Here is a 22,564-nt window from a genome sequence, read left to right as displayed (position 1 = left end):
GCATTCGGGCAGGGTGTGAATGCGATCCGCACCACACCTCACTCAATCGGACGAAATGGGGAGTCCTTGAGGATGATGCCGACGATGACGGCGAGAACGACGACAGTCCGGCGACGGGCCCGAGGCACGGCCGCACTGGCCGTGGCACTCGTCCTGGCGACCACGTCCTGCAGCGGCGACGACGACAGCGGGGGCGGCGAGGAGCCGCCGGCGAGCCAGTCCGCGTCGTCCGCGCCGGCGCCCGCGGAGCCGACGGCTCCGGCGACCAACGCCCGGATCGGCCAGGTCGAGGGCACCCGGATCTCGCGGACGACCCGCGAGACGCTGCTGCGGCAGGTGGTGCCGATCGTCGACGCCTGGTTCGACGGCGCCTACGTCGGTGGCACCTGGCCGCGCCGTACGGTGGGCGACGCCTTCGCAGGATTCACCGCCGGCGCGCGCCGCGACGTACGGCGGGACCTGAAGGTGATGACCAACGTCGACATCGGCGGACGGATCACGGCGGTGACCGTGCGCCGCCGCGCTGTGGCCCTCGACGTGCTCGCCGTGCGGCGCAAGGCGGCGGCCGTGACCGCGCGGGTCTCGCTCACCTTCACCACGACCGGGGAGGTGGCCCGGACCGAGACCGTGCAGGGCCGGCTGTTCCTCACCAAGGGCGGCGGCCGGGGATGGAAGGTGTTCGGCTACGACGTGTCGGCGAGCGAGGCCGGCCAGGGGAGGACCCGATGAACCGCGTGCTCAAGCGACTGCTGTCCCTGGGACTCGTGCTGGCGGTGGCCGCGGTCGTCGTCCCCGACTCGGCCCCGCGGGCCGAGCAGGTGGCGCTGGTCAAGGTCGACCGGTCCGCGGGGCTGTCGGTCTCGCCCGGGGTCGTCTGGATCCTGGCCGTGGGGTCGGACGCGCGGCCGGGGGAGTCGATGCTCCGCTCGCGCGGCGACGCGCTGCAGCTGATCGGCCTGAACACCCGCACCGGGGCCGCGACCGCGATCGGCATCCCGCGCGACTCGTGGGTCCCGATCCCGGGGCACGGCTCCAGCCGGGTCAACGCCGCGCTCACCTTCGGCGGGCCCCAGCTGCTGGGCCGGACCGTCGGCAACCTCGTCGGCGTGCAGCCGGACTACGTCTTCGTGACCCGCTTCGAGTTCTTCGAGCGGATGGTCAACGACATCGGCGGCATCGAGGTGCGCAACCCGCGCGCCTTCTCCGACCAGTACCTCAAGAAGAAGGGGTTCAAGGCCGGGCGGATCCGGCTCGACGGCTACCAGGCCCACGCCTTCGCCCGGATCCGCAAGAGCCTCCCGGGCGGAGACTTCGACCGCTCGGCCAACCAGCAGCGGGTGCTGCGCGGCATCGGTGCCGCGATCCGCGCCCGCGCCGACCGGCCCGGCTTCGTGGAGCGGGGCGTGGTGTCGGTGATGCGGCACCTGCACACCGACCTGGGGCCGGCCGAGCTCTACCGGCTCGCCCAGGCGATCGCCCAGGTCGAGCCGCGTCGGATCACCACCTGCGTGCTGCCCGGCGGCATCGGCAACATCGGGGGCGCCAGCGTGGTCATCCCGAACGTCGCCGCCGCCCGCCGCTACGGCGACGACGCGCGCCGGGACGCGACGATCAAGCGGTGCTGAGGCGGGCCGTCGCCGGGCTCGCCGCGGTGGCGGCACTCACCGGCTGCGAGGTCACGGAGGCGGACCCGGCGCCGGCGCCCGCGGGCCCGACCCCGCTCGCCGTGCTGTCGGCAGCGGAGGCGACCCGGGCGCTGGACGGGCTCCGGCTGGCGGACCGATCGCCCGCGGTGGCGTCGTACGACCGCGACGCGTTCGGCTCGGCCTGGGCCGACACGGACGGCAACGGCTGCAACCAGCGCGACGACGTGCTGCTGCGCGACGCGGTCGCCGGGTCGACCGTGGTCGCGCAGCAGGGTCGCTGCGACCACGACGTCCTGGCCGGCACCTGGATCGATCCCTCCACCGGTCGGACCCTGGTCCTCGACGACCTGAAGGACCCCGTGCAGGCCCAGGCCGTCCAGATCGACCACGTCGTCCCGCTCGCGGAGGCCTGGCGCTCGGGTGCCGACTCGTGGACCGACGAGCGGCGTCGCGCGTTCGCGAACGACCTCGCGGTCCTGCAGGCCGCGGACGGTCCGACCAACGCCGCCAAGTCCGACGACGACCCCGCCGCCTGGCGCCCGCGCCGGGCCCGGCAGTGCGCGTACGCCGCGCACTGGATCGCGGTGAAGACCGCCTGGTCGCTGTCGGCCGACCGCAGCGAGATCGCGGCGCTGCGGGAGATGCTCGGCAGCTGCTGAGTCCCAGGAAAGGACGAGGCCCCGTCCCGCAACAGCGGGACGGGGCCTCGATCGACGCGTGCCCCCGGCAGGATTCGAACCTGCGGCACCTGGTACCGGAAACCAGTGCTCTATCCCCTGAGCTACGGAGGCGCGTGCACCGGCCAAGCCGGTGCGGTTGTGAACCCTACAACCGCAGCGCGGGCGACGTGCAATCGGCCCGCGCGTCCCACCGCCGATATCGATGCGGGGCGTGCGTCGCTGCGCCGATACGCTGGGTCGGTGACTCCCGAGCAGCTCTCCACCGCGATCGTCGACGTCCTGACGACCCTGACCGACGAGGGCGCGCTCGCCCTCCCGGACGGCGTCCCGGCCAGCGTGACGGTGGAGCGACCCCGGCAGAAGGGTCACGGCGACTACGCCACCAACGTCGCGCTCCAGCTGGCCAAGAAGGCGGGCACCAACCCGCGTGCCCTGGCCGAGCTGGTCGCTGCCCGGCTGACCGCGACGGCTGGCATCGGCGACGTCGAGATCGCCGGTCCGGGCTTCCTCAACATCACCGTCGAGGCCGGGGCCCAGGGCCAGGTCGCCCTCGACGTCCTCGCCGCCGGCGAGCGCTACGGCGCCAACGACGCCTTCGCCGGCGAGAAGATCAACCTGGAGTTCGTCTCCGCCAACCCGACCGGCCCGATCCACATCGGCGGGGTGCGCTGGGCGGCCGTCGGCGACGCGCTCGGCCGGATCTTCACCCTGACCGGCGCCGAGGTCACCCGCGAGTACTACTTCAACGACCACGGTGCCCAGATCGACCGGTTCAGCCGGTCGCTGCTGGCCAGCGCGAAGGGCGAGCCCGCTCCCGAGGACGGGTACGGCGGCCAGTACATCCACGACATCGCCGCGGCCGTGGTCGCGCAGCGCCCCGACGTGAAGGACCTCGCCGACGACCAGGCCCAGGAGGTCTTCCGGGCGGTCGGCGTCGACATGATGTTCGGCGAGATCAAGCAGAGCCTGCACGAGTTCGGCGTCGACTTCGACGTCTACTTCCACGAGGACGACCTGCACAAGAGCGGCGCGGTCGACCGGGCGATCGCGCGGCTCACCGAGATGGGCAACACCTACGAGTCCGACGGCGCCCTGTGGCTGCGCACCGAGAAGTTCGGTGACGACAAGGACCGGGTGATCATCAAGTCCGACGGCAACGGCGCCTACATCTCCGGCGACCTTGCCTACTACCTCGACAAGCGCGAGCGGGGCTTCGACCGCTGCCTGATCATGCTCGGCGCCGACCACCACGGGTACGTCGGCCGGATGAACGCCATGTGCGCGGCGTTCGGCGACGTACCCGGCCAGAACCTCGAGATCCTGATCGGCCAGATGGTCAACCTCCTCCAGGACGGCGAGCCGGTCCGGATGTCCAAGCGGGCCGGCACGGTCATCACGCTGGAGGACCTGGTCGGCGCGATCGGCAAGGACGCGGCCCGCTACGCCCTGGCGCGCTACAGCTCCGACTCCAACATCGACCTGGACCTCGACCTGTGGACGAAGGCCGAGAGCGCCAACCCGGTCTACTACGTCCAGTACGTCCACGCCCGGGTCTCCTCGATCCTGCGCAACGCCGCCGACCTCGGCCTGGAGCCGGGCACCGCGATGGAGCTGCTCACCCACGAGAAGGAGGGCGAGCTGCTCCGCGCCCTCGCCGAGCTCCCGCGGGTCGTCGCCAGCGCCGCCGAGCTGCGCGAGCCGCACCGGGTCGCCCGCTACCTCGAGGACACCGCCGGCATCTACCACCGCTTCTACGACAACTGCCGGGTGCTGCCGATGGGCGACGAGGAGCCGAACGACCTGCACCGCGCCCGGCTGGCCCTGGTGGCTGCGACCCGGGTCGTGTTCGCCAACGGCCTCGAGCTGCTCGGCGTGAGCGCCCCGGAGCGGATGTAAGGCATGAGCCACGAAGCCGGCTGGGCCCACGCGCCCGGCGCCCTCCGCGGACCGTCCTGGCTCCGCGAGCCCGCCGATCCCAACGACCTCGTCCCGCACCTGTGGTCGACCACCGCGCAGAAGGTCGACGGCGAGCTGCACGTCGGGGGCCTCGCGGTGGCCGACCTGGTCGCCGAGCACAACACCCCGGCGTACGTCCTCGACGAGGCCGACTTCCGGGCCCGGGCGCGCGCCTTCCGCGACGCGTTCTCGGCGTACGACGTCTTCTACGCCGGCAAGGCCTTCCTCTGCACCGCGGTCGCGGCCTGGGTCAAGGAGGAGGGGCTGAGCCTCGACGTCTGCTCCAACGGCGAGCTGACCGTCGCGCTGCGGGCCGGCTTCGACCCGGCCAGGATCGGCTACCACGGCAACAACAAGACCGTGACCGAGCTGCGTCGCGCCGTCGCGGCCGGCGTGGGGCGGATCGTCGTCGACTCCTACGTCGAGATCGAGCGGCTGGCCATGATCGTCGCCGACACCGGCCTCAGTGCCCGGGTGATGGTCCGGGTCACCGCCGGCGTCGAGGCCCACACGCACGAGTACATCGCCACCGCCCACGAGGACCAGAAGTTCGGTTTCTCGATCACCTCCGGCGACGCCTTCGAGGCGGTCCGCCAGGTCCAGGTCGCTCCCGGCCTGGAGCTGCTCGGCCTGCACTCCCACATCGGCAGCCAGATCTTCGACTCCTCCGGATTCGAGGTCGCCGCCCGCCGGGTCCTCGCCCTGCACGCGCGGGTCTCCGACGAGCTCGGCGTGACGATGCCCGAGATGGACCTCGGCGGCGGCTTCGGCATCGCCTACACGACCCAGGACGACCCGTCGGACCCGGCGCAGCTGGCGACCGAGCTGTCCAAGATCGTGGAGCACGAGTGCCGTGCCCTCGACATCCCTGCGCCGCGGCTGTCCATCGAGCCCGGCCGAGCGATCGTCGGCCCGGCCATGTGCACCGTCTACACCGTCGGCACCGTGAAGCCGGTCCGCCTCGACGGGGGAGCGGTACGCACCTACATCAGCGTCGACGGCGGGATGAGCGACAACATCCGCACCGCGCTCTACGACGCCGACTACTCCTGCACCGTCGCCTCGCGGACCTCGACCGCGCCGCCGGTGCTGGCTCGGGTGGTCGGCAAGCACTGCGAGGCCGGCGACATCGTGGTCAAGGACGAGTTCCTGCCCGGTGACGTCGCCCCGGGCGACCTGCTGGCCGTCCCGGGCACTGGCGCGTACGGCCGGTCGATGGCCTCCAACTACAACCACGCGCTGCGTCCTCCGGTCGTCGCGGTGCGGGACGGGGTCGCGCGCGTCGTCGTACGCCGCGAGACTGAGGACGACCTGTTGGCAACGGACATGGGTGATCAGTAATGGAGAGCGACAAGGCCCTCAGGGTCGCCGTGCTGGGGTGCGGCTCGGTCGGGTCCCAGGTGGTGCGGCTGCTCGATGAGCAGGCCGCCGACCTCGAGGCCCGGGTGGGGGCGCCGGTCGAGCTGGTGGGCGTCGCCGTACGACGCCTGGACGCGCCGCGGGAGGTCGAGGTCCCCGAGGGGCTGCTGACCACCGACGCGCTGGCGCTGGTCAGCCGGGACGACATCGACGTGGTGGTCGAGGTGATCGGCGGCATCGAGCCCGCCCGCACCCTCATCCTGGCCGCGCTCGAGAACGGCGCCAGCGTCGTGACGGCCAACAAGGCGCTGCTGGCCGAGGACGGCCCGACGCTGTTCGAGGCCGCGGAGAAGCACGGACGCGACCTCTACTACGAGGCCGCCGTGGCCGGCGCCATCCCGATCCTGCGCCCGCTGCGCGAGTCGCTCGCCGGTGACAAGGTGACCCGGGTGCTCGGCATCGTCAACGGCACCACCAACTTCATCCTCGACAAGATGGACACCGCCGGCAGCGGGTTCGCCGAGGCGCTGGAGGAGGCCCAGGAGCTCGGGTACGCCGAGGCCGACCCGACGGCCGACGTCGAGGGCTTCGACGCCGCCGCGAAGGCCGCGATCCTGGCCTCGCTGGCCTTCCACTCCCGGGTCACCGCCTCCGACGTGCACCGCGAGGGCATCTCCGAGGTCACCGCGGCCGACGTGCAGTCCGCCAAGGACATGGGCGCGGTGGTCAAGCTGCTCGCGATCTGCGAGCTGAAGGACGACGCGGTCGCCGTCCGGGTCCACCCCGCGATGATCCCGCGGTCCCACCCGCTGGCCAGCGTGCGCGAGGCCTACAACGCCGTCTTCGTCGAGTCCGAGGCCGCCGGCCAGCTGATGTTCTACGGCCCCGGCGCCGGTGGCTCGCCGACCGCCTCCGCCGTCCTCGGCGACCTGGTGACCGTGGCCCGCAACGCCCGGGCCGGCACCCGCGGCGTCGGCGAGTCGGCGTACGCCGACCGCGCGGTGCTGCCGATGGGGGAGACCCGGACCCGCTACCACGTCGCCATCGACGTCGACGACCGCGCGGGCGTGCTCGCCCAGGTCGCGCTCGCGTTCGCCGAGCACGACGTGTCCATCCAGACGGTGCGCCAGGAGGGCCGCGACCTGGACGCCCAGCTCGTCGTCGTCTCCCACGAGGCGACCGACGCCCAGCTCAGCGCCACCGTGGAGCACCTGCGGGGCATGGAGATCGTCCGCGAGGTCACCTCGGTGATGCGCGTCGAAGGAGAAGCAGAGTGAGCACCGCGACCCGAGCCCGCACCCACCAGTGGCGTGGCGTCATCGAGGAGTACCGCGACCTGCTGGAGATCCCCGAGGGCACCGCGGCCGTCACGCTGCGCGAGGGCGGCACCGCGCTCGTGCACTCGGAGTGGCTCTCCGGCCTGACCCGGGGCGAGGTGTGGCTGAAGGTCGAGGGCGACAACCCGACCGGCTCCTTCAAGGACCGCGGCATGACCGCGGCGATCAGCGTCGCCAAGCACGACGGGGCCGAGGCGGTCGTCTGCGCCTCCACCGGCAACACCTCCGCGTCGATGGCGGCCTACGCCGCCAAGGCCGGGCTGAAGCCGCTCGTGCTGGTGCCCGAGGGCAAGATCGCGGCCGGCAAGATGGCCCAGGCGATCCTGCACGGCGCCCAGGTGATCATGGTCCGCGGCAACTTCGACGACTGCCTGGCGATGGCCAAGGGCCTGGCCTGGGACTACCCCGTCGCGCTGGTCAACTCGGTCAACCCGGTCCGGCTCGAGGGCCAGAAGACCGCCGCCTTCGAGATCTGCGACTTCCTCGGGGACGCCCCCGACTACCACCTGCTGCCGGTCGGCAACGCGGGCAACATCTCGGCGTACTGGCTCGGCTACGGGCAGTACGCCGACCTCGGGCTGGCCACCCGCAAGCCGGTGATGCGCGGCTTCCAGGCCGAGGGCGCCGCGCCGCTGGTCACCGGCGAGCCGTTCCCCGACCCCGAGACCCGCGCCACGGCCATCCGGATCGGCAACCCCGCCTCGTGGAAGCTGGCCGAGGCGGCCCGCGACGAGTCCGGTGGCTCGTTCGAGTCGGTCACCGACGACCAGATCCTGGCTGCCCAGCGCGAGCTGGCCTGCCACGACGGGGTCTTCGTCGAGCCGGCCTCCGCCGCGGGCGTCGCGGGTCTGCTGCAGCAGCTCGCCGGCGGCACGTCGTACGCCGGGAAGCAGCTGGTCGTCACGGTGACCGGCCACGGGCTGAAGGACACCGCGACCGCGCTGGAGGGCTTCGGCCCGCTCGTCGACACGGTCGTCGACGTCGACGTCACCGCGGCGGCCGAGGCCGCCGGCCTGAGGTGACGTTCGTCGAGGGTCCGGTCCGGGTCTCGGTCCCGGCCACCTCGGCCAACCTCGGCCCCGGCTTCGACTCGCTCGGCCTCGCGCTCGACCTGCGCGACCGGCTCGAGGGCGAGGTGCTGGCCGAGGGGCTGGTCGTCGAGGTGCGGGGGGCCGGCGCGGGCGCCGTACCCCTCGACGGGTCGCACCTGGTCGTGCGGGCGATGCGCACCGCCTTCGCCGCGCTGGGGGAGCAGCCCCCGGGGCTGCGTCTGACCTGCGACAACGTGGTCCCGCACGCCCGGGGGCTGGGTTCGTCGTCGGCCGCCATCGTCGGCGGCCTGGTGCTGGCCCGCGCGCTGGTCGCCGACGGCGCGGCCCGCCTCGAGGACGACGCCGTGCTGCGGCTCGCGGCCGACCTCGAGGGGCACCCCGACAACGTCGCGCCCGCGCTCCTCGGCGGGTTCGTGATCTCCGGCCGCGAGGCCGACCAGTGGTACGCCGTCGGCTCGCCCGTGCACCCCGCCGTCGGCGCCGTGGTGTTCGTCCCGGCCGATCCGGTCTCGACCGAGGTGGCTCGCGGCCTGCTCCCCGCCGAGGTGCCGCACGCCGACGCGGCCGCCGACGCCGGCCGCGCCGCGCTGCTCGTCGCGGCGCTGGCCGGCCGTCCCGAGCACCTGCTGGTCGCCACCCGCGACTACCTCCACCAGGACTATCGCCGGCCCGCGATGCCGGCCTCCCTCGACCTGGTCGGAGCCCTGCGCGCGGACGGACACCCGGCGGTCGTCTCAGGTGCGGGGCCGACGGTCCTGGCGTTCTGTGACACCGCCGACGAGGCGGGGGTCGCTGCCCTGGCGGCTCTCTGCCCGGACGGCTGGGCGGTGCACCGGCTGCGCGTCGACACGAGGGGCGCAACGGTGGACTAGCGGGAGTGGCGCGGTCCGCGTCACAGCCGGACACCCGGGTGATACATTGACGGCACGCCGCTCAGCTCGGCGTACGCGCCCTGGTGCGCCACCCTTCCTCTCCCGCACGGACCTCCGTGCCCCTCCGTTCGTCCTTGTGACGGGCGCGGGTGTCGGGGAGAGGACCCGACCAGCAGCCGACGGCCCCGGTAGGCGGCCCTCGGCACTGATACGTGGGAAGGACCTCACGTGACGGAGACCCTCGACTCCTCCACCGCAGCCCCCGACTCGGCCCCGGCCGGCGGGGCGCCCAAGAAGCGCGGTGGTGGGCTCAACTCCATGCTCCTCGCGGACCTGAAGTCCCTGGCCGGCGGCCTGGGGATCGCGGGCGCGGGTGGCATGAAGAAGGCGCAGCTCGTGGAGGCCATCAAGGCTGCCCAGAGCGGACCGGCGCCGACGGCGGAGAAGCCGGCGCGCCAGCGCGCGACCCGCCGTAAGACCGACCCCGAGCAGCCGGCGCAGCCCGAGCAGTCGCCGGCGCAGCCCGAGCTGCCCGTCGCGGGCGAGCCGGCGGACCAGCCGAAGGCCGAGCGCAAGCCGCGGCAGTCGCGCCAGGCCAAGCAGGCCAAGCAGGACGCCCCGGCCGAGGAGCGGGCTGAGCAGTCCGAGCCGGAGGAGCGACCCGAGAAGGGCCAGCAGCGCGACCGGGGCCAGCAGAACCGCGAGCAGCAGCGCGAGCAGAACCGGGACCAGCAGCGCGACCAGAACCGCGAGCAGAACCGGGACCAGCAGCGCGAGCAGAACCGCGAGCAGAACCGGGACCAGAACCGCGAGCAGCAGCGCGACCAGAACCGCGAGCAGCAGCGCGACCAGAGCCGGGACCAGCAGCGCGAGCAGAACCGCGAGCAGAGCCGGGACCAGCAGCGCGACCAGAACCGCGAGCAGGAGCAGGACGTCGACGGCGAGGGCCGAGGCCGCAACCGGCGTCGCCGCGGCCGTGATCGCGACCGCGACCGCCCGGCGCCGGCCGGCCGCGCCACCGACGCCCCGCGGGGCCGCAACGAGCCCGACACGACGGTGCTCGAGGACGACGTGCTGGTGCCAGCTGCGGGCATCCTCGACGTGCTCGACAACTACGCGTTCGTGCGCACCAGCGGCTACCTCCCGGGCACGGACGACGTCTACGTGTCGCTCTCGATGGTCCGGAAGTTCGGCCTGCGACGCGGCGACGCCGTGGTCGGCCAGGTGCGCCAGCCGCGCGAGGGCGAGCGCAAGGAGAAGTTCAACCCGATGGTGCGCATCGACAGCGTCAACGGGGCCGACCCCGAGAGCTCGAAGCACCGGGTCGACTTCTCCAAGCTGACGCCGCTCTACCCCTCGGAGCGGCTGCGCCTCGAGACCGGTCACGACAACATGATCGGTCGGGTCATCGACATCGCCGCGCCGATCGGCAAGGGCCAGCGCGGGCTGATCGTGTCCCCGGCCAAGGCCGGCAAGACGATGGTGCTGCAGTCGATCGCTAACTCGATCACCACCAACAACCCCGAGTGCCACCTGATGGTGGTCCTGGTCGACGAGCGTCCGGAGGAGGTCACCGACTTCGAGCGCTCGGTCAAGGGCGAGGTCATCTCCTCGACCTTCGACCGGCCGGCCGCCGACCACACGATGGTCGCCGAGCTGGCGATCGAGCGGGCCAAGCGGCTGGTCGAGCTCGGTCACGACGTGGTGGTGCTCCTCGACGGGATCACCCGCCTGGGCCGTGCCTACAACCTGGCGACGCCGGCGAGCGGTCGGATCCTCTCCGGCGGCGTGGACTCGGCGGCCCTCTACCCGCCCAAGAAGTTCTTCGGCGCCGCGCGCAACATCGAGAACGGCGGCTCCCTGACCATCCTCGCGACCGCGCTGATCGAGAGCGGCTCGAAGATGGACGAGGTGATCTTCGAGGAGTTCAAGGGCACCGGCAACATGGAGATCCGGCTGCGGCGCGACCTCGCCGACAAGCGGCTCTTCCCGGCGATCGACGCGATCCAGTCCGGCACCCGGCGCGAGGAGCTGCTCCTGTCGAAGGAGGAGCTGGCGATCGTCTGGAAGCTGCGGCGGGTGCTGTCGTCCCTCGACGGGCAGCAGGCGCTGGAGCTGCTGCTGGAGCGGCTGAAGAAGGCGCAGACGAACTACGAGTTCCTGATGCAGGTGCAGAAGACCACGCCCACCGCGGGCAGCGACGACTGAGGCTTGCCCCCAATGCGGCGTGGCTGTCGCGGCTTGCGGCTAGGCTGCTCGCCGAGGCCGTCGCGCAGGGGGCAAGCGCGAGGATCATGGCAGGGAGGAACACGGACGTGGCACGGATCCTGGTGGCGGACGACGACGTCGACATCCGGGAGCTCGTCGAGTTCAAGCTCTCGACCCTCGGGCACGACATCACGGCGGTCTCGGACGGTCAGGCGGCCATCGAGGCCTGCCAGGCGCAGCGTCCTGACCTCGCGGTGCTCGACGTCATGATGCCCGGGGTCTCCGGTCTCGATGCGATCCGGGCGATCCGCGCCGATCCGGGGTTGGCCGACCTGCCGGTGATCCTGCTGACGGCGCGGGCCCAGGAGTCCGACGTGGAGACCGGGTTCGACTCCGGCGCAGACGACTACATCACCAAGCCGTTCAGCCCCCGGGAGCTGGCCTCGCGCGTCGAGGCCCTCCTCTCGCGCTCGCAGTAGGCGGCCCCGTGGCACCGTCGGTCCAGTCCGGCATCCAGCACCGCTCACCGGGGAAGGCGGCACCGCTGCCGAGCAGCGGTCGCCCGGTCGCCCGGCTCGTCGCGCCGGTGATCTTCCGCCTCGGCACGCTCGTCGGACTGATGGCGGTCATCGGCATCCTCGGCGTGGTGCTCTCGACCCGTGCGGTCGACCACCTCACCGACGAGCTGCAGCCGGCCGCGGCCGCCAACCAGGACGTGCTGCTCGACCTGACCTCGATGGAGGCCGCGGTCGAGTCCTGGGCGGCGAGCAACGACCCGACGGCCCAGGACGCCTATCAGCAGCTGCTCCAACGGCTGCCGGGCGACCAGCAGCGGGTCCGAGAGTTCGCCGCCGACGATGCCCAGCTCGACATCCTGGTCACCCGCCAGGAGGAGGCGGCCCAGGCCTGGATCAGCCAGTACGCCGACCCCCGCATCGGCGCGCCGGGCGGTCCGCGCACCTTCGACCAGCAGCGCTTCGAGCTCGGCCGGGCGCTCTTCGGGACCGTCGAGGACACCCACGCCGCGACGTCCGAGGCGTTCGACCAACGGGTGCGACAGGCCCGCGAGGACGCCGGGTGGCGATTCCGCGGCACGATCCTGGCCATCGTCCTGGTCGCCGGCCTGGCCTGGCTCGGGGTGTCCCGTTCCCGCACCCGGCTGCTCAGCGAGCTCTCCGCGCCGCTTATCGCGCTCGAGAACGTCGTGCAGAAGATGTCGCGCAACGAGCCCGAGGTGCGAGCGCGCAACGACGGGCCCAAGGAGGTCCGGGCGGTTGCGGCCGCCCTGAACGACTTCGCCGAGGCGCAGGGTCGTGCCCGCGCCGTCGAGAACCGGATCCAGCACGAGCTGCGCACCCTCGACACCGCCAAGGACGACTTCGTCTCCAACGTCTCGCACGAGCTGCGGACGCCGTTGACCACGATCAGCGGGTACCTCGAGATGGTCGCCGAGGAGTTCGAGGGCGAGATGGGCCCCCGCCACGAGCGGATGCTCGAGGCCACCCGACGCAACGTCTCGCGCCTGCGCGCGCTCATCGACGACCTGCTCACCCTGTCGAAGGCCGAGAACCGCGCCACCGACCTGGAGGCGGTCGACCTGATCCAGGTCGTGCGCGACGCCGTCACCGACGTCCGGATCACGGCTGCCGGGCGCGGCATCGACGTCGCGGTGACGGCTCCGGCGGAGCCGCTGCCGGTGCTCGCCGACCGGGCGATGCTCAACCGGGCCTTCCTCAACGTCCTCAGCAACGCGGTGAAGTTCAGCCACGACGGCGGCCGGGTCGAGGTCGGGATCACCGATGAGATGGGCCGCGTGACCGTGACCGTCGCCGACCACGGGATCGGGATCCCGCAGGCCGAGGTCGAGCGGCTCGGCACCCGCTTCTTCCGGGCGTCCAATGCCGTGACCAACGAGATCGCGGGCACCGGTCTCGGCATCCGCATCGTGCAGACCATCGTCGACAAGCACGCGGGCGACGTCCGGATCGAGTCCCAGGAGCGGGTCGGCACCACGGTGTCGATCCGGCTGCGGCTGCACGCCGAGGACACCTCCCCGCTCGCCCGGGTGGTCGACTTCCCCAGCGTCACCTGAGGGGGAATGTCGCCGATTACCACGGTGTTGGAGTCGGTGGCACACTTGTGCGCTGGTTCCGGTTCACGCTGCTCCGCACGGCGCGGAGGCGACCCGGCGACTGAGAGGAAGACACCATGAAGAGCGACATCCACCCCGAGTACGTCGAGACCCAGGTGACCTGCACCTGTGGCGCGTCGTTCACCACTCGCAGCACCGTGACGTCGGGCGTCATCAAGTCCGACGTGTGCTCGCAGTGCCACCCGTTCTACACCGGCAAGCAGAAGATCCTCGACACCGGCGGCCGCGTCGCCCGTTTCGAGGCCCGCTACGCCAAGGCTGCCAAGAAGTAGCTGCGTCCGAGCGCCGGTCCCCGCCCACAGGCGGGGACCGGCGCTCGTCGTATTTCCGCCACCCCACACCACCCGACCGACGAGGGGACCCGAGTGTTCGAGGCTGTCGAAGGCATGCTCGCGGAGCACCGTGACCTGGAGGAGCGGCTGGCCGCTCCCGAGACGCACGCCGATGCCCGGCTGGCCAAGCAGCTCAACCAGCGGTACGCCGCGCTCTCCTCGATCATCGGAGCCTGGCGTGACTGGCAGCGGCTCGGCGACGACCTCGAGGCCGCTCGCGAGCTGGCCGGCGAGGACGCCGCCTTCGCCGAGGAGGCCCGGTCGCTGGAGACCCGGCTGCACGAGGGGGAGGAGCGGCTGCGCCGGCTGCTCGTCCCGCGCGACCCGGCCGACGAGAAGGACGCGATCCTCGAGGTGAAGTCGGGGGAGGGCGGCGAGGAGTCGGCGCTGTTCGCCGGCGACCTGCTCCGCATGTACACCCGGTACGCCGAGGCCCGGGGCTGGCGCACCGAGGTGCTCGACGCGACCGAGTCCGACCTGGGCGGCTACAAGTCCGTCACCGTGGCGGTCAAGACCAAGGGCACGCCGGAGCCGGGGGAGACGCCGTACGCGCTCCTGAAGTTCGAGGCCGGCGTGCACCGCGTCCAGCGGGTGCCGGTGACCGAGTCCCAGGGGCGGGTCCACACCAGCGCGGCGGGCGTGCTGGTGCTGCCGGAGGCCGAGCAGGTCGACGTCGAGATCAACGACAACGACCTGCGCATCGACGTCTACCGCAGCAGCGGGCCCGGCGGCCAGAGCGTCAACACGACCGACTCCGCGGTGCGGATCACCCACGTCCCCACCGGGATCGTCGCCAGCTGCCAGAACGAGAAGAGCCAGCTGCAGAACAAGGAGCAGGCGATGCGGATCCTCCGCGCGCGGCTCCTCGCCGCCGCCCAGGAAGCCGCGGACGCGGAGGCCAGCGACGTACGACGCAGCCAGGTCCGCACGGTGGACCGCTCCGAGCGGATCCGCACCTACAACTTCCCGGAGAACCGGATCTCCGACCATCGCACCGGCTACAAGGCCTACAACCTCGACCAGGTCCTGGACGGCGACCTGGGGCCGGTGGTGGCATCCAGCGTCGAGGCCGATCTCGCGGCCCGGCTCGAGGCACTGGAGCAATGAGCCGACCGACGGCGGCCCGCGAGCTGCTCCGTGCCGCGGCGGCCCGGCTGGCCGAGGCCGGGGTCGCCAGCCCCGAGACCGACGCCGCGGTGCTGCTCGCGCACGTCCTCGGCACCGAGCGGTCGCGGCTGTTCCTCGTCGAGGACGTGGCGCCCAGCGCCCAGGAGACGTACGACGGGCTGCTGGACCGCCGAGCCGCCCGCGAGCCGCTCCAGCACCTCACCGGGGTGACCTGGTTCCGGAACGTCGAGCTGCAGGTGGGCCCGGGGGTGTTCGTGCCGCGGCCCGAGACCGAGCTGTTGGCCGGTTGGGCGATCACCCGGGCCGAGGAACTCGTGGCCGAGCGGGGCGGGTGCGTCGTCGTGGACCTGTGCACCGGCTCGGGGGCGGTGGCCAAGTCGGTCGCCGACGAGGTCCCGGGCGCCCGCGTGCACGCCGTCGAACTCGACCCGGCCGCGCACGCCTGGGCCGAGCGCAACCTGGCCGGCACGGACGTCGACCTGCGGCTGGGGGACATGGGGACCGCGTTCGACGACCTGGCCGGCACGGTCGACGTCGTCGTCTGCAACCCGCCGTACATCCCGCTCGACGCCTGGGAGTCCGTGGCGACCGAGGCCCGGGACCACGACCCGCACCTCGCGCTCTTCTCAGGCGACGACGGCCTGGACGCGATGCGCGTCCTCGAGACGCGGGCCGCGCTGCTGCTCAGGCCCGGAGGAGTCGTCGGCGCCGAGCACGCCGACCTCCAGGGCGAGTCCGCACCGGCCGTGTTCGCCGGCGCGGGACGCTGGCGCGACGTCCGCGACCACCCGGACCTGGCAGGTCGGGCACGGTTCCTGACCGCGCGGCTGGCACGATGACCCCTGTGACGACCCTGGTGACGACAGTGGTGATCCTGCCGTGAGCGAGCGCTTCCCGACCTCGTCGGAGGACGAGCGCGAGGCGGCCATCGAGGCGGCCAGCCTCGCGGTCCAGCGCGGCGAGCTCGTGGTGATCCCGACCGACACCGTCTACGGCATCGGTGCCGACGCGTTCGACCCGCACGCCGTCCGCGCCCTGCTCGCCGCGAAGGGCCGCGGCCGCGAGATGCCGCCGCCCGTGCTGGTCAGCTCCGCGACGACCCTCGACGCCCTTGCGACCAAGGTGCCCGGCTACGCCCGGGCGCTGGTCGAGGCCTTCTGGCCCGGCCCGCTGACCCTGGTCTGCCACCAGCAGACGTCCCTGCAGTGGGACATCGGGGACACCCGCGGCACGGTCGCGGTCCGGATGCCCGACCACCCGGTCGCCCTGGAGATCCTCGAGCGCACCGGCCCCCTGGCGGTCAGCTCGGCCAACAAGACCGGGCTGCCGGCGGCCACGGACGCCGACCAGGCGACGGAGATGCTCGGCGAGTCGGTCGCCGTCGTGGTCGACGACGGGACGTCGCCCGGCGGCGAGGCCTCGACGATCGTCGACTGCACCGGCACCCAGGGCCGGATCCTGCGCCGCGGTGCCCTGGGGATCTGGACCCTGAACGCCGCGCTCGAGCCTCTCGGCGCGACGCTCACGGACGAGGGGTAGCGGTTGCGGGAGTACATCCTGGTCTTCCTCGTCGCCGCCTCCGTCACCTACCTGCTGACGGTGGTCGCGCGCGAGATCGCGCTCCGCACCGGTGCGGTCGCGAAGGTCCGCGACCGCGACGTCCACGCCGAGCCGATCCCGTACCTCGGCGGCCTGGCCATGCTGGGCGGTCTGGTGGCGGCCTACCTGGTGGCCCGCGAGCTGCCGTTCCTGTCGGGTGCCGGACCGCTCGTGTTCCGCGACGCCGGGGTCGTCCTCATCGCGGGCGCCCTGATCTGCGCGGTCGGGGTGCTCGACGACCTCTTCGAGCTGGACGCCCTCACCAAGCTGGGCGGCCAGGTCCTGGCGGCGGCGTTCCTCATCGGCTACCAGATCCAGTACTACTTCTTCACCTGGGACGGCCAGCAGTACACCGTCGACGCCGCCCAGGGTGCCCTGCTGACCGGGTTCATCGTGGTGGCGACGGTCAACGCGGTGAACTTCGTGGACGGTCTCGACGGTCTTGCCGCCGGCGTCGTCGCGGTGGGGGCGCTGGCCTTCTTCGTCTTCTGCTACGAGCTCACCCGCCTCAACAGCGCGCCGCGCGCGACGACGGCCGCCCTGCTGAGCGTGGCCCTGGCGGGCGTGTGCATCGGCTTCCTCGTGCACAACTTCCACCCCGCCCGGCTGTTCATGGGTGACAGCGGCTCGATGCTCATCGGCCTGGTGCTCTCGGCCAGCGCGATCACCCTCACCGGCCAGTTCTCCAGCTCCGACCTCAGCCAGGGCGGCGCGGGCGCGACCGCAAGCCTGCTGCCGACCCTGCTCCCCGTCCTGCTCCCGGTCTCGATCCTGCTGGTGCCGTTGCTGGACCTGGTGATGGCCGTCGTACGCCGTACCCGTGCCGGTCGCTCGCCGTTCGCCCCGGACAAGCAGCATCTGCACCACCGGCTGCTGGAGATCGGGCACTCCCAGCGCCGCGCGGTCGTCATCATGTGGCTGTGGGCCGCGCTGGTGGCCTTCGGGACGGTCCTGGCCAGCCTGTACGAGGGAGTCGGCATGTGGGTCTCGCTCGCGGTCATGACGGCCGTGACGGTCGTGCTCACCTTCGCGCTGCCGGTCCTGCACAAGCCCAAGGTCCTCGAGGCGCTCGACGAGCCGGTCGACCCCTGAGCGGGCTTGGATCGTTCGAGTTCAGGGCTGCGGAGACTTTGTGATAGTTTTCACGAGCAGCCCCGCCGGGCCGCCCGCACCACCGATCAGCATGCCGCACACCTCCATGGACGGGCCGCCGAGATGACGACCGAGTCGAAGAAGGACCCACGCGCCAGCGGGACACGAGTCCTGCTGCTCGCGGCCCTCGCGGCCCTGTCGCTGGGTCTCGTCGGCGCCCTCGCAGGTGCGCTGACGGACGGCTCGGCCGCGGCGTACGGCGCCCTCGCCGGCACCGCCCTCGTGCTCGCGGTCATCGGCTTCGGCTCGACGGTCGTCAACGTCGTCGCGACCGTGATGCCGGCGGCCTCGCTGATGGTCGCGCTGCTGACCTACACGCTCCAGGTCGTGCTGATGGGGTTGGTCTTCGCCGCCCTGTCCGGCTCGGGCCTGCTCGACGACACCCTCGACCGTGAGTGGCTCGCGGGCGTCGTCATCGTCGGGACCTTCGTGTGGCTGACGGCCCAGGTGGTCCTGACGACCCGGATGCGGATCCCGGCCTACGACCTCCCGGCGGGGGAGTCCCCGGAGCCGGTGGCGGCCGGTCGTGGGCGCCCGGAGCAGGGGGGTGATCGAGCATGAAGTCCGACTGCTATTGTCCGGTTCGCGATGGCTCCGCACGAACCCCCCGCAGGGCAACGCGACCCCAACCGGCCCCAGGGCGACCCCTGGAACGCTTTCGGGTACCTCGTCTCCGGCGTGCTGCTGTACGGCCTGATCGGCTGGGGGCTCGACCGCTGGCTGGGGACGTCGTTCCTGGTGGCGATCGGAATCATCGCGGGTGCCGCGCTCGGCACCTACCAGACCTACAAGCGCTTCCAGATCCCGGACGACGATCCGCAGGACGGCGGCAAGCAGTGAATTCAGCAGCGACCGACGTAGCAGCACAGACACAGGAGACACGGTGAGCGGCATCGGCAGCGTCATCATCCGCAGCGAAGGCGGCGAGGGCTCGGGTGGCGAGTCCTTCCACGCCCCCGGTCCGGCGGACTTCGACCTCCCCGCGATCGGCGGTGGCCACGACACCTTCTCGATGTTCGGCCAGGACTTCGTCGCCGGCGTCACCAAGCCGATGCTCCAGATCGTCCTCGCCGGCGTCCTCGTCTTCGTCTTCTTCTACCTCGCGTCCCGCAAGCGCGCGATGGTCCCCGGCAAGCTGCAGTTCGTCGGTGAGGAGGCCTACGGCTTCGCCCGGAACTCGCTGGGCCGCGACATCATCGGCAGCCACGACTTCGCGAGGTTCGTGCCGTACCTCTTCACGCTGTTCTTCTTCATCCTGCTGAACAACCTGTTCGCGACGATCCCGTTCATCCAGTTCCCGACGTTCTCGCGCTCGGGCATGGTCTACGGCCTCGCGCTGCTGAGCTGGGTCATCTACAACGCGGTCGGCATCCGCAAGCACGGCTTCCTCGGTTACCTGAAGCTGCAGTGCGTGCCCTCGGGCATCGGCGGCCCGATGCTGCTCCTGCTCGTCCCGCTCGAGTTCATGTCGAACATCCTGGTCCGCCCGGTCACCCTGGCGCTGCGACTGTTCTGCAACATGTTCGCCGGCCACCTCCTGCTGATCCTGTTCGCCCTCGGTGGCGAGTACCTCATCGTCGAGATGGGTGGCGCCTACGCGCCGGTCGGCGTCCTGGCCTGGGTGCTCTTCGCCCTGGTCGCCTTCCTGGAGATCCTGATCCAGTTCCTCCAGGCCTACGTCTTCGTCCTCCTGAACGCCATGTACATCCAGGGCGCGCTCGCGGACGAGCACTGATCTCCACCGCACCACCCAGCTTCACCCCTCTGAAGTAGAAACAACCGAAAGGAAATCGCCGTGGACGGCAACCTCAACATGATCGGTTACGGCCTGGCTGCCATCGGCCCCGGTGTCGGCATCGGTCTGATCTTCGCCGCCTACATCAGCGGTGTCGCCCGTCAGCCGGAGGCCCAGAGCCGCCTGCAGTCGATCGCCATCCTGGGCTTCGCGCTCGCCGAGGCGCTCGCGATCATCGGTATCGCCCTCGCGTTCGTCCTCTGACCGGTCCCACTGACGTAGGACCCGGAAGGACCTGCCCATGCAGACACAACTCGTCCCCCTCGCGGCGGGTGAGCTGAACCCGCTGCTCCCGCACACCGTCGAGATCGTTCTCTCGCTCGTCGTGTTCGGCATCCTCTTCTTCGCCGTCAGCAAGTTCGTGGCGCCGAAGTTCGAGGAGATCTACACCGAGCGCACCAAGGCGATCGAAGGCGGCCTCGCGGCGGCCGAGACCAAGCAGGCCGAGGCCGACGCCAAGCTCGCCGAGCTCGAGAAGCAGCTCGCCGACGCCCGGCACGAGGCCGCGCGCATCCGTGAGGAAGCGCGTGAGCAGGGTGCCCAGATCGTCGCCGAGATGCGCGAGCAGGCCCAGACCGAGGCAGCGCGGATCGTCGACCACGGCAAGGCCCAGATCGAGGCGGAGCGCCAGCAGGCGGTCACCTCCCTGCGCGCCGAGGTCGGCACCCTGGCCACCACCCTGGCCGGCCGCATCGTCGGCGAGAGCCTCGACGACGACGAGCGCCAGTCGCGTGTCGTGGAGCGGTTCCTCGCCGACCTCGAGGCCGGCACGCCCGGGAGCGGGGTCAACTGATGAGCCTGCGCGGTGCCTCGGCCGACGCCCTCGCGGCGCTGACCACTGAGCTGGAGAGCGTGCTCTCCGGCGCCGGATCGTCGGCGTCCACGGTCGGCGACGAGCTGTTCTCCGTCGCGGCGACGCTGCGCTCCGAAGGGGCACTGCGACGGTTCGCGACCGACGGCTCGATCCCGGCCGAGGCCAAGGCCGGGCTGGTCCAGCAGGTCTTCGCCGGCAAGGTCGACGGGGGGACTCTCGGGGTCCTCACGAAGGCCGTGTCGAGCCGCTGGACGGCGGCGCGCGACCTCGCCGACACGCTCGAGCACCTCGGCGCCGTCGCCGTGGTCCGGTCCGCGGGTCAGGACGGTGGGCGGCTCTCGGACGAGCTGTTCGCCTTCGCCCAGGTCGTCAAGGCGAACCCCGAGCTGCGCGACGCGCTCTCGGACCCCGCCCGGTCGATCCAGGACAAGAGCTCGCTGCTCCACGGCCTGCTCGACGGCAAGGCCCTCCCGGCCACCGTCACGCTCGCCGTGCAGTCGCTCTCGGGCACCCACCGCACGGTGGGCGCTGCGCTGAACGAGTACCAGAAGATCGCGGCCGAGGTGCACGGACAGGGTGTCGCCACCGTCCGGGTCGCCCGGGACCTGTCGGACGCGGAGCGGGGGCGCCTCGAGCAGGCGCTGTCGACCCAGTACGGCCGCCCGGTCCACCTCAACCTCGTCGTCGACCCGAGCGTGCTCGGCGGCATCCGTGTCGAGATCGGCGACGACGTCATCGACGGGACGGTCTCCAGCCGTCTCGACGACGCCCGCCGCCGGCTCGTGGGCTGACCCCACACCACCCAGACGTCAGTAGAGACAAGAGAGAAGGCACAACGATGACGGAGCTCTCCATCCGTCCGGAGGAGATCCGCGACGCGCTGCAGAAGTACGTCGCCGACTACCAGCCCGAGGCGGCCAGCAAGGAAGAGGTCGGCACGGTCGCGGAGGCCGGTGACGGCATCGCGCGCATCAGCGGACTGCCCTCGGCGATGGCGAACGAGCTGCTCGAGTTCGAGGACGGCACGCTGGGCCTGGCCCTGAACCTCGACACCCGCGAGATCGGCGCCGTCGTCCTCGGTGACTTCGACAAGATCGAGGAGGGCCAGACGGTCCGCCGGACCGGCGAGGTGCTCTCGGTGCCCGTCGGTGACGGCTACCTCGGTCGTGTCGTCGACCCGCTCGGCAACGCGATCGACGGTCTCGGCGACCTCGAGACCAGCGGTCGTCGCGCGCTGGAGCTGCAGGCTCCGTCGGTGGTGCAGCGCAAGTCGGTGCACGAGCCGCTCGCGACCGGCATCAAGGCGATCGACGCCATGACGCCGATCGGCCGCGGCCAGCGTCAGCTGATCATCGGCGACCGCGCCACCGGCAAGACCACGGTCGCGATCGACACGATCATCAACCAGAAGCAGTACTGGGAGACCGGCGACCCGGAGAAGCAGGTCCGCTGCATCTACGTCGCCATCGGCCAGAAGGGCTCGACCATCGCCTCCGTGCGTGGCGCCCTCGAGGAGGCCGGCGCGCTGGAGTACACGACCATCGTGGCCGCCCCCGCGTCCGACTCCGCCGGCTTCAAGTACCTCGCCCCCTACACCGGCTCGGCCATCGGCCAGCACTGGATGTACGAGGGCAAGCACGTCCTCATCGTGTTCGACGACCTGACCAAGCAGGCCGAGGCCTACCGCGCCGTGTCGCTGCTGCTGCGTCGTCCGCCGGGCCGCGAGGCCTACCCGGGTGACGTCTTCTACCTGCACAGCCGGCTCCTCGAGCGCTGCGCGAAGCTCTCCGACGAGATGGGCAAGGGCTCGATGACGGGCCTGCCGATCATCGAGACGAAGGCCAACGACGTCTCGGCGTTCATCCCGACCAACGTCATCTCGATCACCGACGGCCAGATCTTCCTGCAGTCGGACCTGTTCGCGGCCAACCAGCGCCCGGCGATCGACGTCGGTGTGTCGGTCTCCCGCGTGGGTGGCTCGGCGATGACCAAGGCGATGAAGGCCGTCACCGGCTCGCTGAAGGTCGACCTGGCCCAGTTCCGCGCCATGGAGGCGTTCGCGATGTTCGCCTCCGACCTCGATGCGGCCTCGCGCCAGCAGCTCGACCGCGGCCAGCGGCTGATGGCTCTGCTGAAGCAGCCGGCGTACTCGCCGTACCCGGTCGAGGAGATGACCGTCTCCCTGTGGGTCGGCACCACCGGTCGCCTCGACAAGGTCCCGGTCGACGACGTGCTGCGCTTCGAGAACGAGTTCCTCGACTACCTGCGCCGCTCGCACGAGGGCATCCTGTCCGCGATCCGTGAGTCGCTGAAGTTCGACGACGACACGGCTTCCTCGCTCGAGGACGCCTACACCTCGTTCCTCGACCAGTTCGAGACGTCGGACGGCGGCTCGATCAAGGTCGGTCACGAGGCCCAGGCCGAGGCCCTCGAGGACGAGGAGCTCGAGCAGGAGCAGATCGTCAAGCAGAAGCGGGGCTGA

General features: G+C 71.7%; 23 protein-coding genes and 1 tRNA gene. 23 read left to right on the top strand and 1 reads right to left on the bottom strand.

Features of this window, described 5'->3' with window-relative positions:
- Window positions 1-141 precede the first annotated feature (141 nt).
- The 3 genes from V7S47_RS15485 to V7S47_RS15475 are packed head-to-tail and all read left to right on the top strand — an operon-like array spanning window position 142 to window position 2,305.
- On the top strand, window positions 142-729 hold the full coding sequence (locus V7S47_RS15485; RefSeq protein ID WP_336562395.1) for a hypothetical protein: 588 nt from the start codon (window positions 142-144) through the stop codon (window positions 727-729).
- A complete protein-coding gene (locus tag V7S47_RS15480; RefSeq protein ID WP_336562394.1) occupies window positions 726-1,625 on the top strand; it encodes an LCP family protein in 900 nt (299 codons plus the stop codon). Before V7S47_RS15485 ends, V7S47_RS15480 begins: the two co-directional genes overlap by 4 nt.
- Window positions 1,619-2,305: an HNH endonuclease family protein gene (locus V7S47_RS15475; protein ID WP_336562393.1), complete on the top strand. Its 687-nt coding sequence runs from the start codon at window positions 1,619-1,621 to the stop codon at window positions 2,303-2,305. The genes V7S47_RS15480 and V7S47_RS15475 overlap by 7 nt, the downstream gene beginning before the upstream one ends.
- Window positions 2,306-2,364: 59 nt before the next feature.
- Here V7S47_RS15475 and V7S47_RS15470 read toward each other — a convergent pair.
- A tRNA-Arg gene (locus V7S47_RS15470) sits at window positions 2,365-2,437 on the bottom strand.
- A 129-nt stretch (window positions 2,438-2,566) separates the two neighbouring features.
- On the opposite strand from V7S47_RS15470, the gene argS reads away from it, so the two are divergent.
- The 20 genes from argS (at window position 2,567) to atpA (ending at window position 22,564) form a co-directional block, all read left to right on the top strand.
- The gene (gene argS / locus V7S47_RS15465) at window positions 2,567-4,222 is read left to right on the top strand and encodes an arginine--tRNA ligase (protein WP_336562392.1); all 1,656 of its coding nucleotides are present in this window, start codon (window positions 2,567-2,569) and stop codon (window positions 4,220-4,222) included.
- Between the two features lie 3 nt (window positions 4,223-4,225).
- Window positions 4,226-5,623 carry a diaminopimelate decarboxylase gene (gene lysA, locus V7S47_RS15460; protein WP_336562390.1) on the top strand — a complete coding sequence of 466 codons (1,398 nt, stop codon included), beginning with the start codon at window positions 4,226-4,228 and terminating at the stop codon, window positions 5,621-5,623.
- Window positions 5,623-6,918 (top strand): homoserine dehydrogenase, encoded by a 1,296-nt coding sequence (locus V7S47_RS15455; protein ID WP_336562388.1) that lies wholly within the window; start codon window positions 5,623-5,625, stop codon window positions 6,916-6,918. The genes lysA and V7S47_RS15455 overlap by 1 nt, the downstream gene beginning before the upstream one ends.
- Window positions 6,915-8,000, top strand: a complete 1,086-nt coding sequence (thrC, locus tag V7S47_RS15450; protein WP_090859529.1) for a threonine synthase — start codon at window positions 6,915-6,917, stop codon at window positions 7,998-8,000. Before V7S47_RS15455 ends, thrC begins: the two co-directional genes overlap by 4 nt.
- Window positions 7,997-8,902 (top strand): homoserine kinase, encoded by a 906-nt coding sequence (gene thrB / locus V7S47_RS15445; protein WP_336562387.1) that lies wholly within the window; start codon window positions 7,997-7,999, stop codon window positions 8,900-8,902. Before thrC ends, thrB begins: the two co-directional genes overlap by 4 nt.
- Window positions 8,903-9,130: 228 nt before the next feature.
- Window positions 9,131-11,110, top strand: a complete 1,980-nt coding sequence (gene rho / locus V7S47_RS15440; RefSeq protein WP_336562386.1) for a transcription termination factor Rho — start codon at window positions 9,131-9,133, stop codon at window positions 11,108-11,110.
- 107 nt (window positions 11,111-11,217) lie between these two features.
- Window positions 11,218-11,589 (top strand): response regulator transcription factor, encoded by a 372-nt coding sequence (locus V7S47_RS15435; protein ID WP_090859523.1) that lies wholly within the window; start codon window positions 11,218-11,220, stop codon window positions 11,587-11,589.
- Between the two features lie 8 nt (window positions 11,590-11,597).
- Window positions 11,598-13,202, top strand: coding sequence for a sensor histidine kinase (locus V7S47_RS15430; RefSeq protein ID WP_336562385.1), 1,605 nt, complete (start codon window positions 11,598-11,600; stop codon window positions 13,200-13,202).
- A 116-nt stretch (window positions 13,203-13,318) separates the two neighbouring features.
- Window positions 13,319-13,534: a 50S ribosomal protein L31 gene (gene rpmE / locus V7S47_RS15425; protein ID WP_090859519.1), complete on the top strand. Its 216-nt coding sequence runs from the start codon at window positions 13,319-13,321 to the stop codon at window positions 13,532-13,534.
- 93 nt (window positions 13,535-13,627) lie between these two features.
- Window positions 13,628-14,701 (top strand): peptide chain release factor 1, encoded by a 1,074-nt coding sequence (gene prfA, locus V7S47_RS15420; RefSeq protein WP_090859517.1) that lies wholly within the window; start codon window positions 13,628-13,630, stop codon window positions 14,699-14,701.
- On the top strand, window positions 14,698-15,561 hold the full coding sequence (gene prmC, locus V7S47_RS15415) for a peptide chain release factor N(5)-glutamine methyltransferase (protein ID WP_336562384.1): 864 nt from the start codon (window positions 14,698-14,700) through the stop codon (window positions 15,559-15,561). Before prfA ends, prmC begins: the two co-directional genes overlap by 4 nt.
- 40 nt (window positions 15,562-15,601) lie before the next feature.
- Entirely contained in the window at window positions 15,602-16,261 is a 660-nt protein-coding gene (locus V7S47_RS15410) for an L-threonylcarbamoyladenylate synthase (protein ID WP_336562383.1), read from the top strand.
- 3 nt (window positions 16,262-16,264) lie between these two features.
- A complete protein-coding gene (locus tag V7S47_RS15405) occupies window positions 16,265-17,413 on the top strand; it encodes a glycosyltransferase family 4 protein (protein ID WP_090859510.1) in 1,149 nt (382 codons plus the stop codon).
- A gap of 123 nt (window positions 17,414-17,536) precedes the next feature.
- Window positions 17,537-18,034, top strand: a complete 498-nt coding sequence (locus V7S47_RS15400) for a hypothetical protein (RefSeq protein ID WP_336562382.1) — start codon at window positions 17,537-17,539, stop codon at window positions 18,032-18,034.
- Between the two features lie 27 nt (window positions 18,035-18,061).
- On the top strand, window positions 18,062-18,313 hold the full coding sequence (locus V7S47_RS15395) for an AtpZ/AtpI family protein (protein WP_090859506.1): 252 nt from the start codon (window positions 18,062-18,064) through the stop codon (window positions 18,311-18,313).
- Between the two features lie 43 nt (window positions 18,314-18,356).
- The gene (gene atpB, locus V7S47_RS15390; RefSeq protein WP_244509474.1) at window positions 18,357-19,208 is read left to right on the top strand and encodes a F0F1 ATP synthase subunit A; all 852 of its coding nucleotides are present in this window, start codon (window positions 18,357-18,359) and stop codon (window positions 19,206-19,208) included.
- A 60-nt stretch (window positions 19,209-19,268) separates the two neighbouring features.
- A complete protein-coding gene (gene atpE, locus V7S47_RS15385; RefSeq protein WP_056908071.1) occupies window positions 19,269-19,472 on the top strand; it encodes an ATP synthase F0 subunit C in 204 nt (67 codons plus the stop codon).
- A gap of 37 nt (window positions 19,473-19,509) precedes the next feature.
- On the top strand, window positions 19,510-20,061 hold the full coding sequence (locus tag V7S47_RS15380; RefSeq protein WP_090859503.1) for a F0F1 ATP synthase subunit B: 552 nt from the start codon (window positions 19,510-19,512) through the stop codon (window positions 20,059-20,061).
- Complete coding sequence (locus tag V7S47_RS15375; protein ID WP_090859501.1) at window positions 20,061-20,873, top strand: F0F1 ATP synthase subunit delta; 813 nt, start codon at window positions 20,061-20,063, stop codon at window positions 20,871-20,873. The genes V7S47_RS15380 and V7S47_RS15375 overlap by 1 nt, the downstream gene beginning before the upstream one ends.
- A 47-nt stretch (window positions 20,874-20,920) precedes the next feature.
- On the top strand, window positions 20,921-22,564 hold the full coding sequence (gene atpA, locus V7S47_RS15370; protein WP_336562380.1) for a F0F1 ATP synthase subunit alpha: 1,644 nt from the start codon (window positions 20,921-20,923) through the stop codon (window positions 22,562-22,564).

Origin of the sequence: Nocardioides sp. CCNWLW216 (assembly GCF_037120545.1) — a bacterium.
Taxonomy (GTDB): domain Bacteria; phylum Actinomycetota; class Actinomycetes; order Propionibacteriales; family Nocardioidaceae; genus Nocardioides; species Nocardioides lianchengensis.
This window is presented reverse-complemented; position numbering and strand designations above follow the sequence as displayed.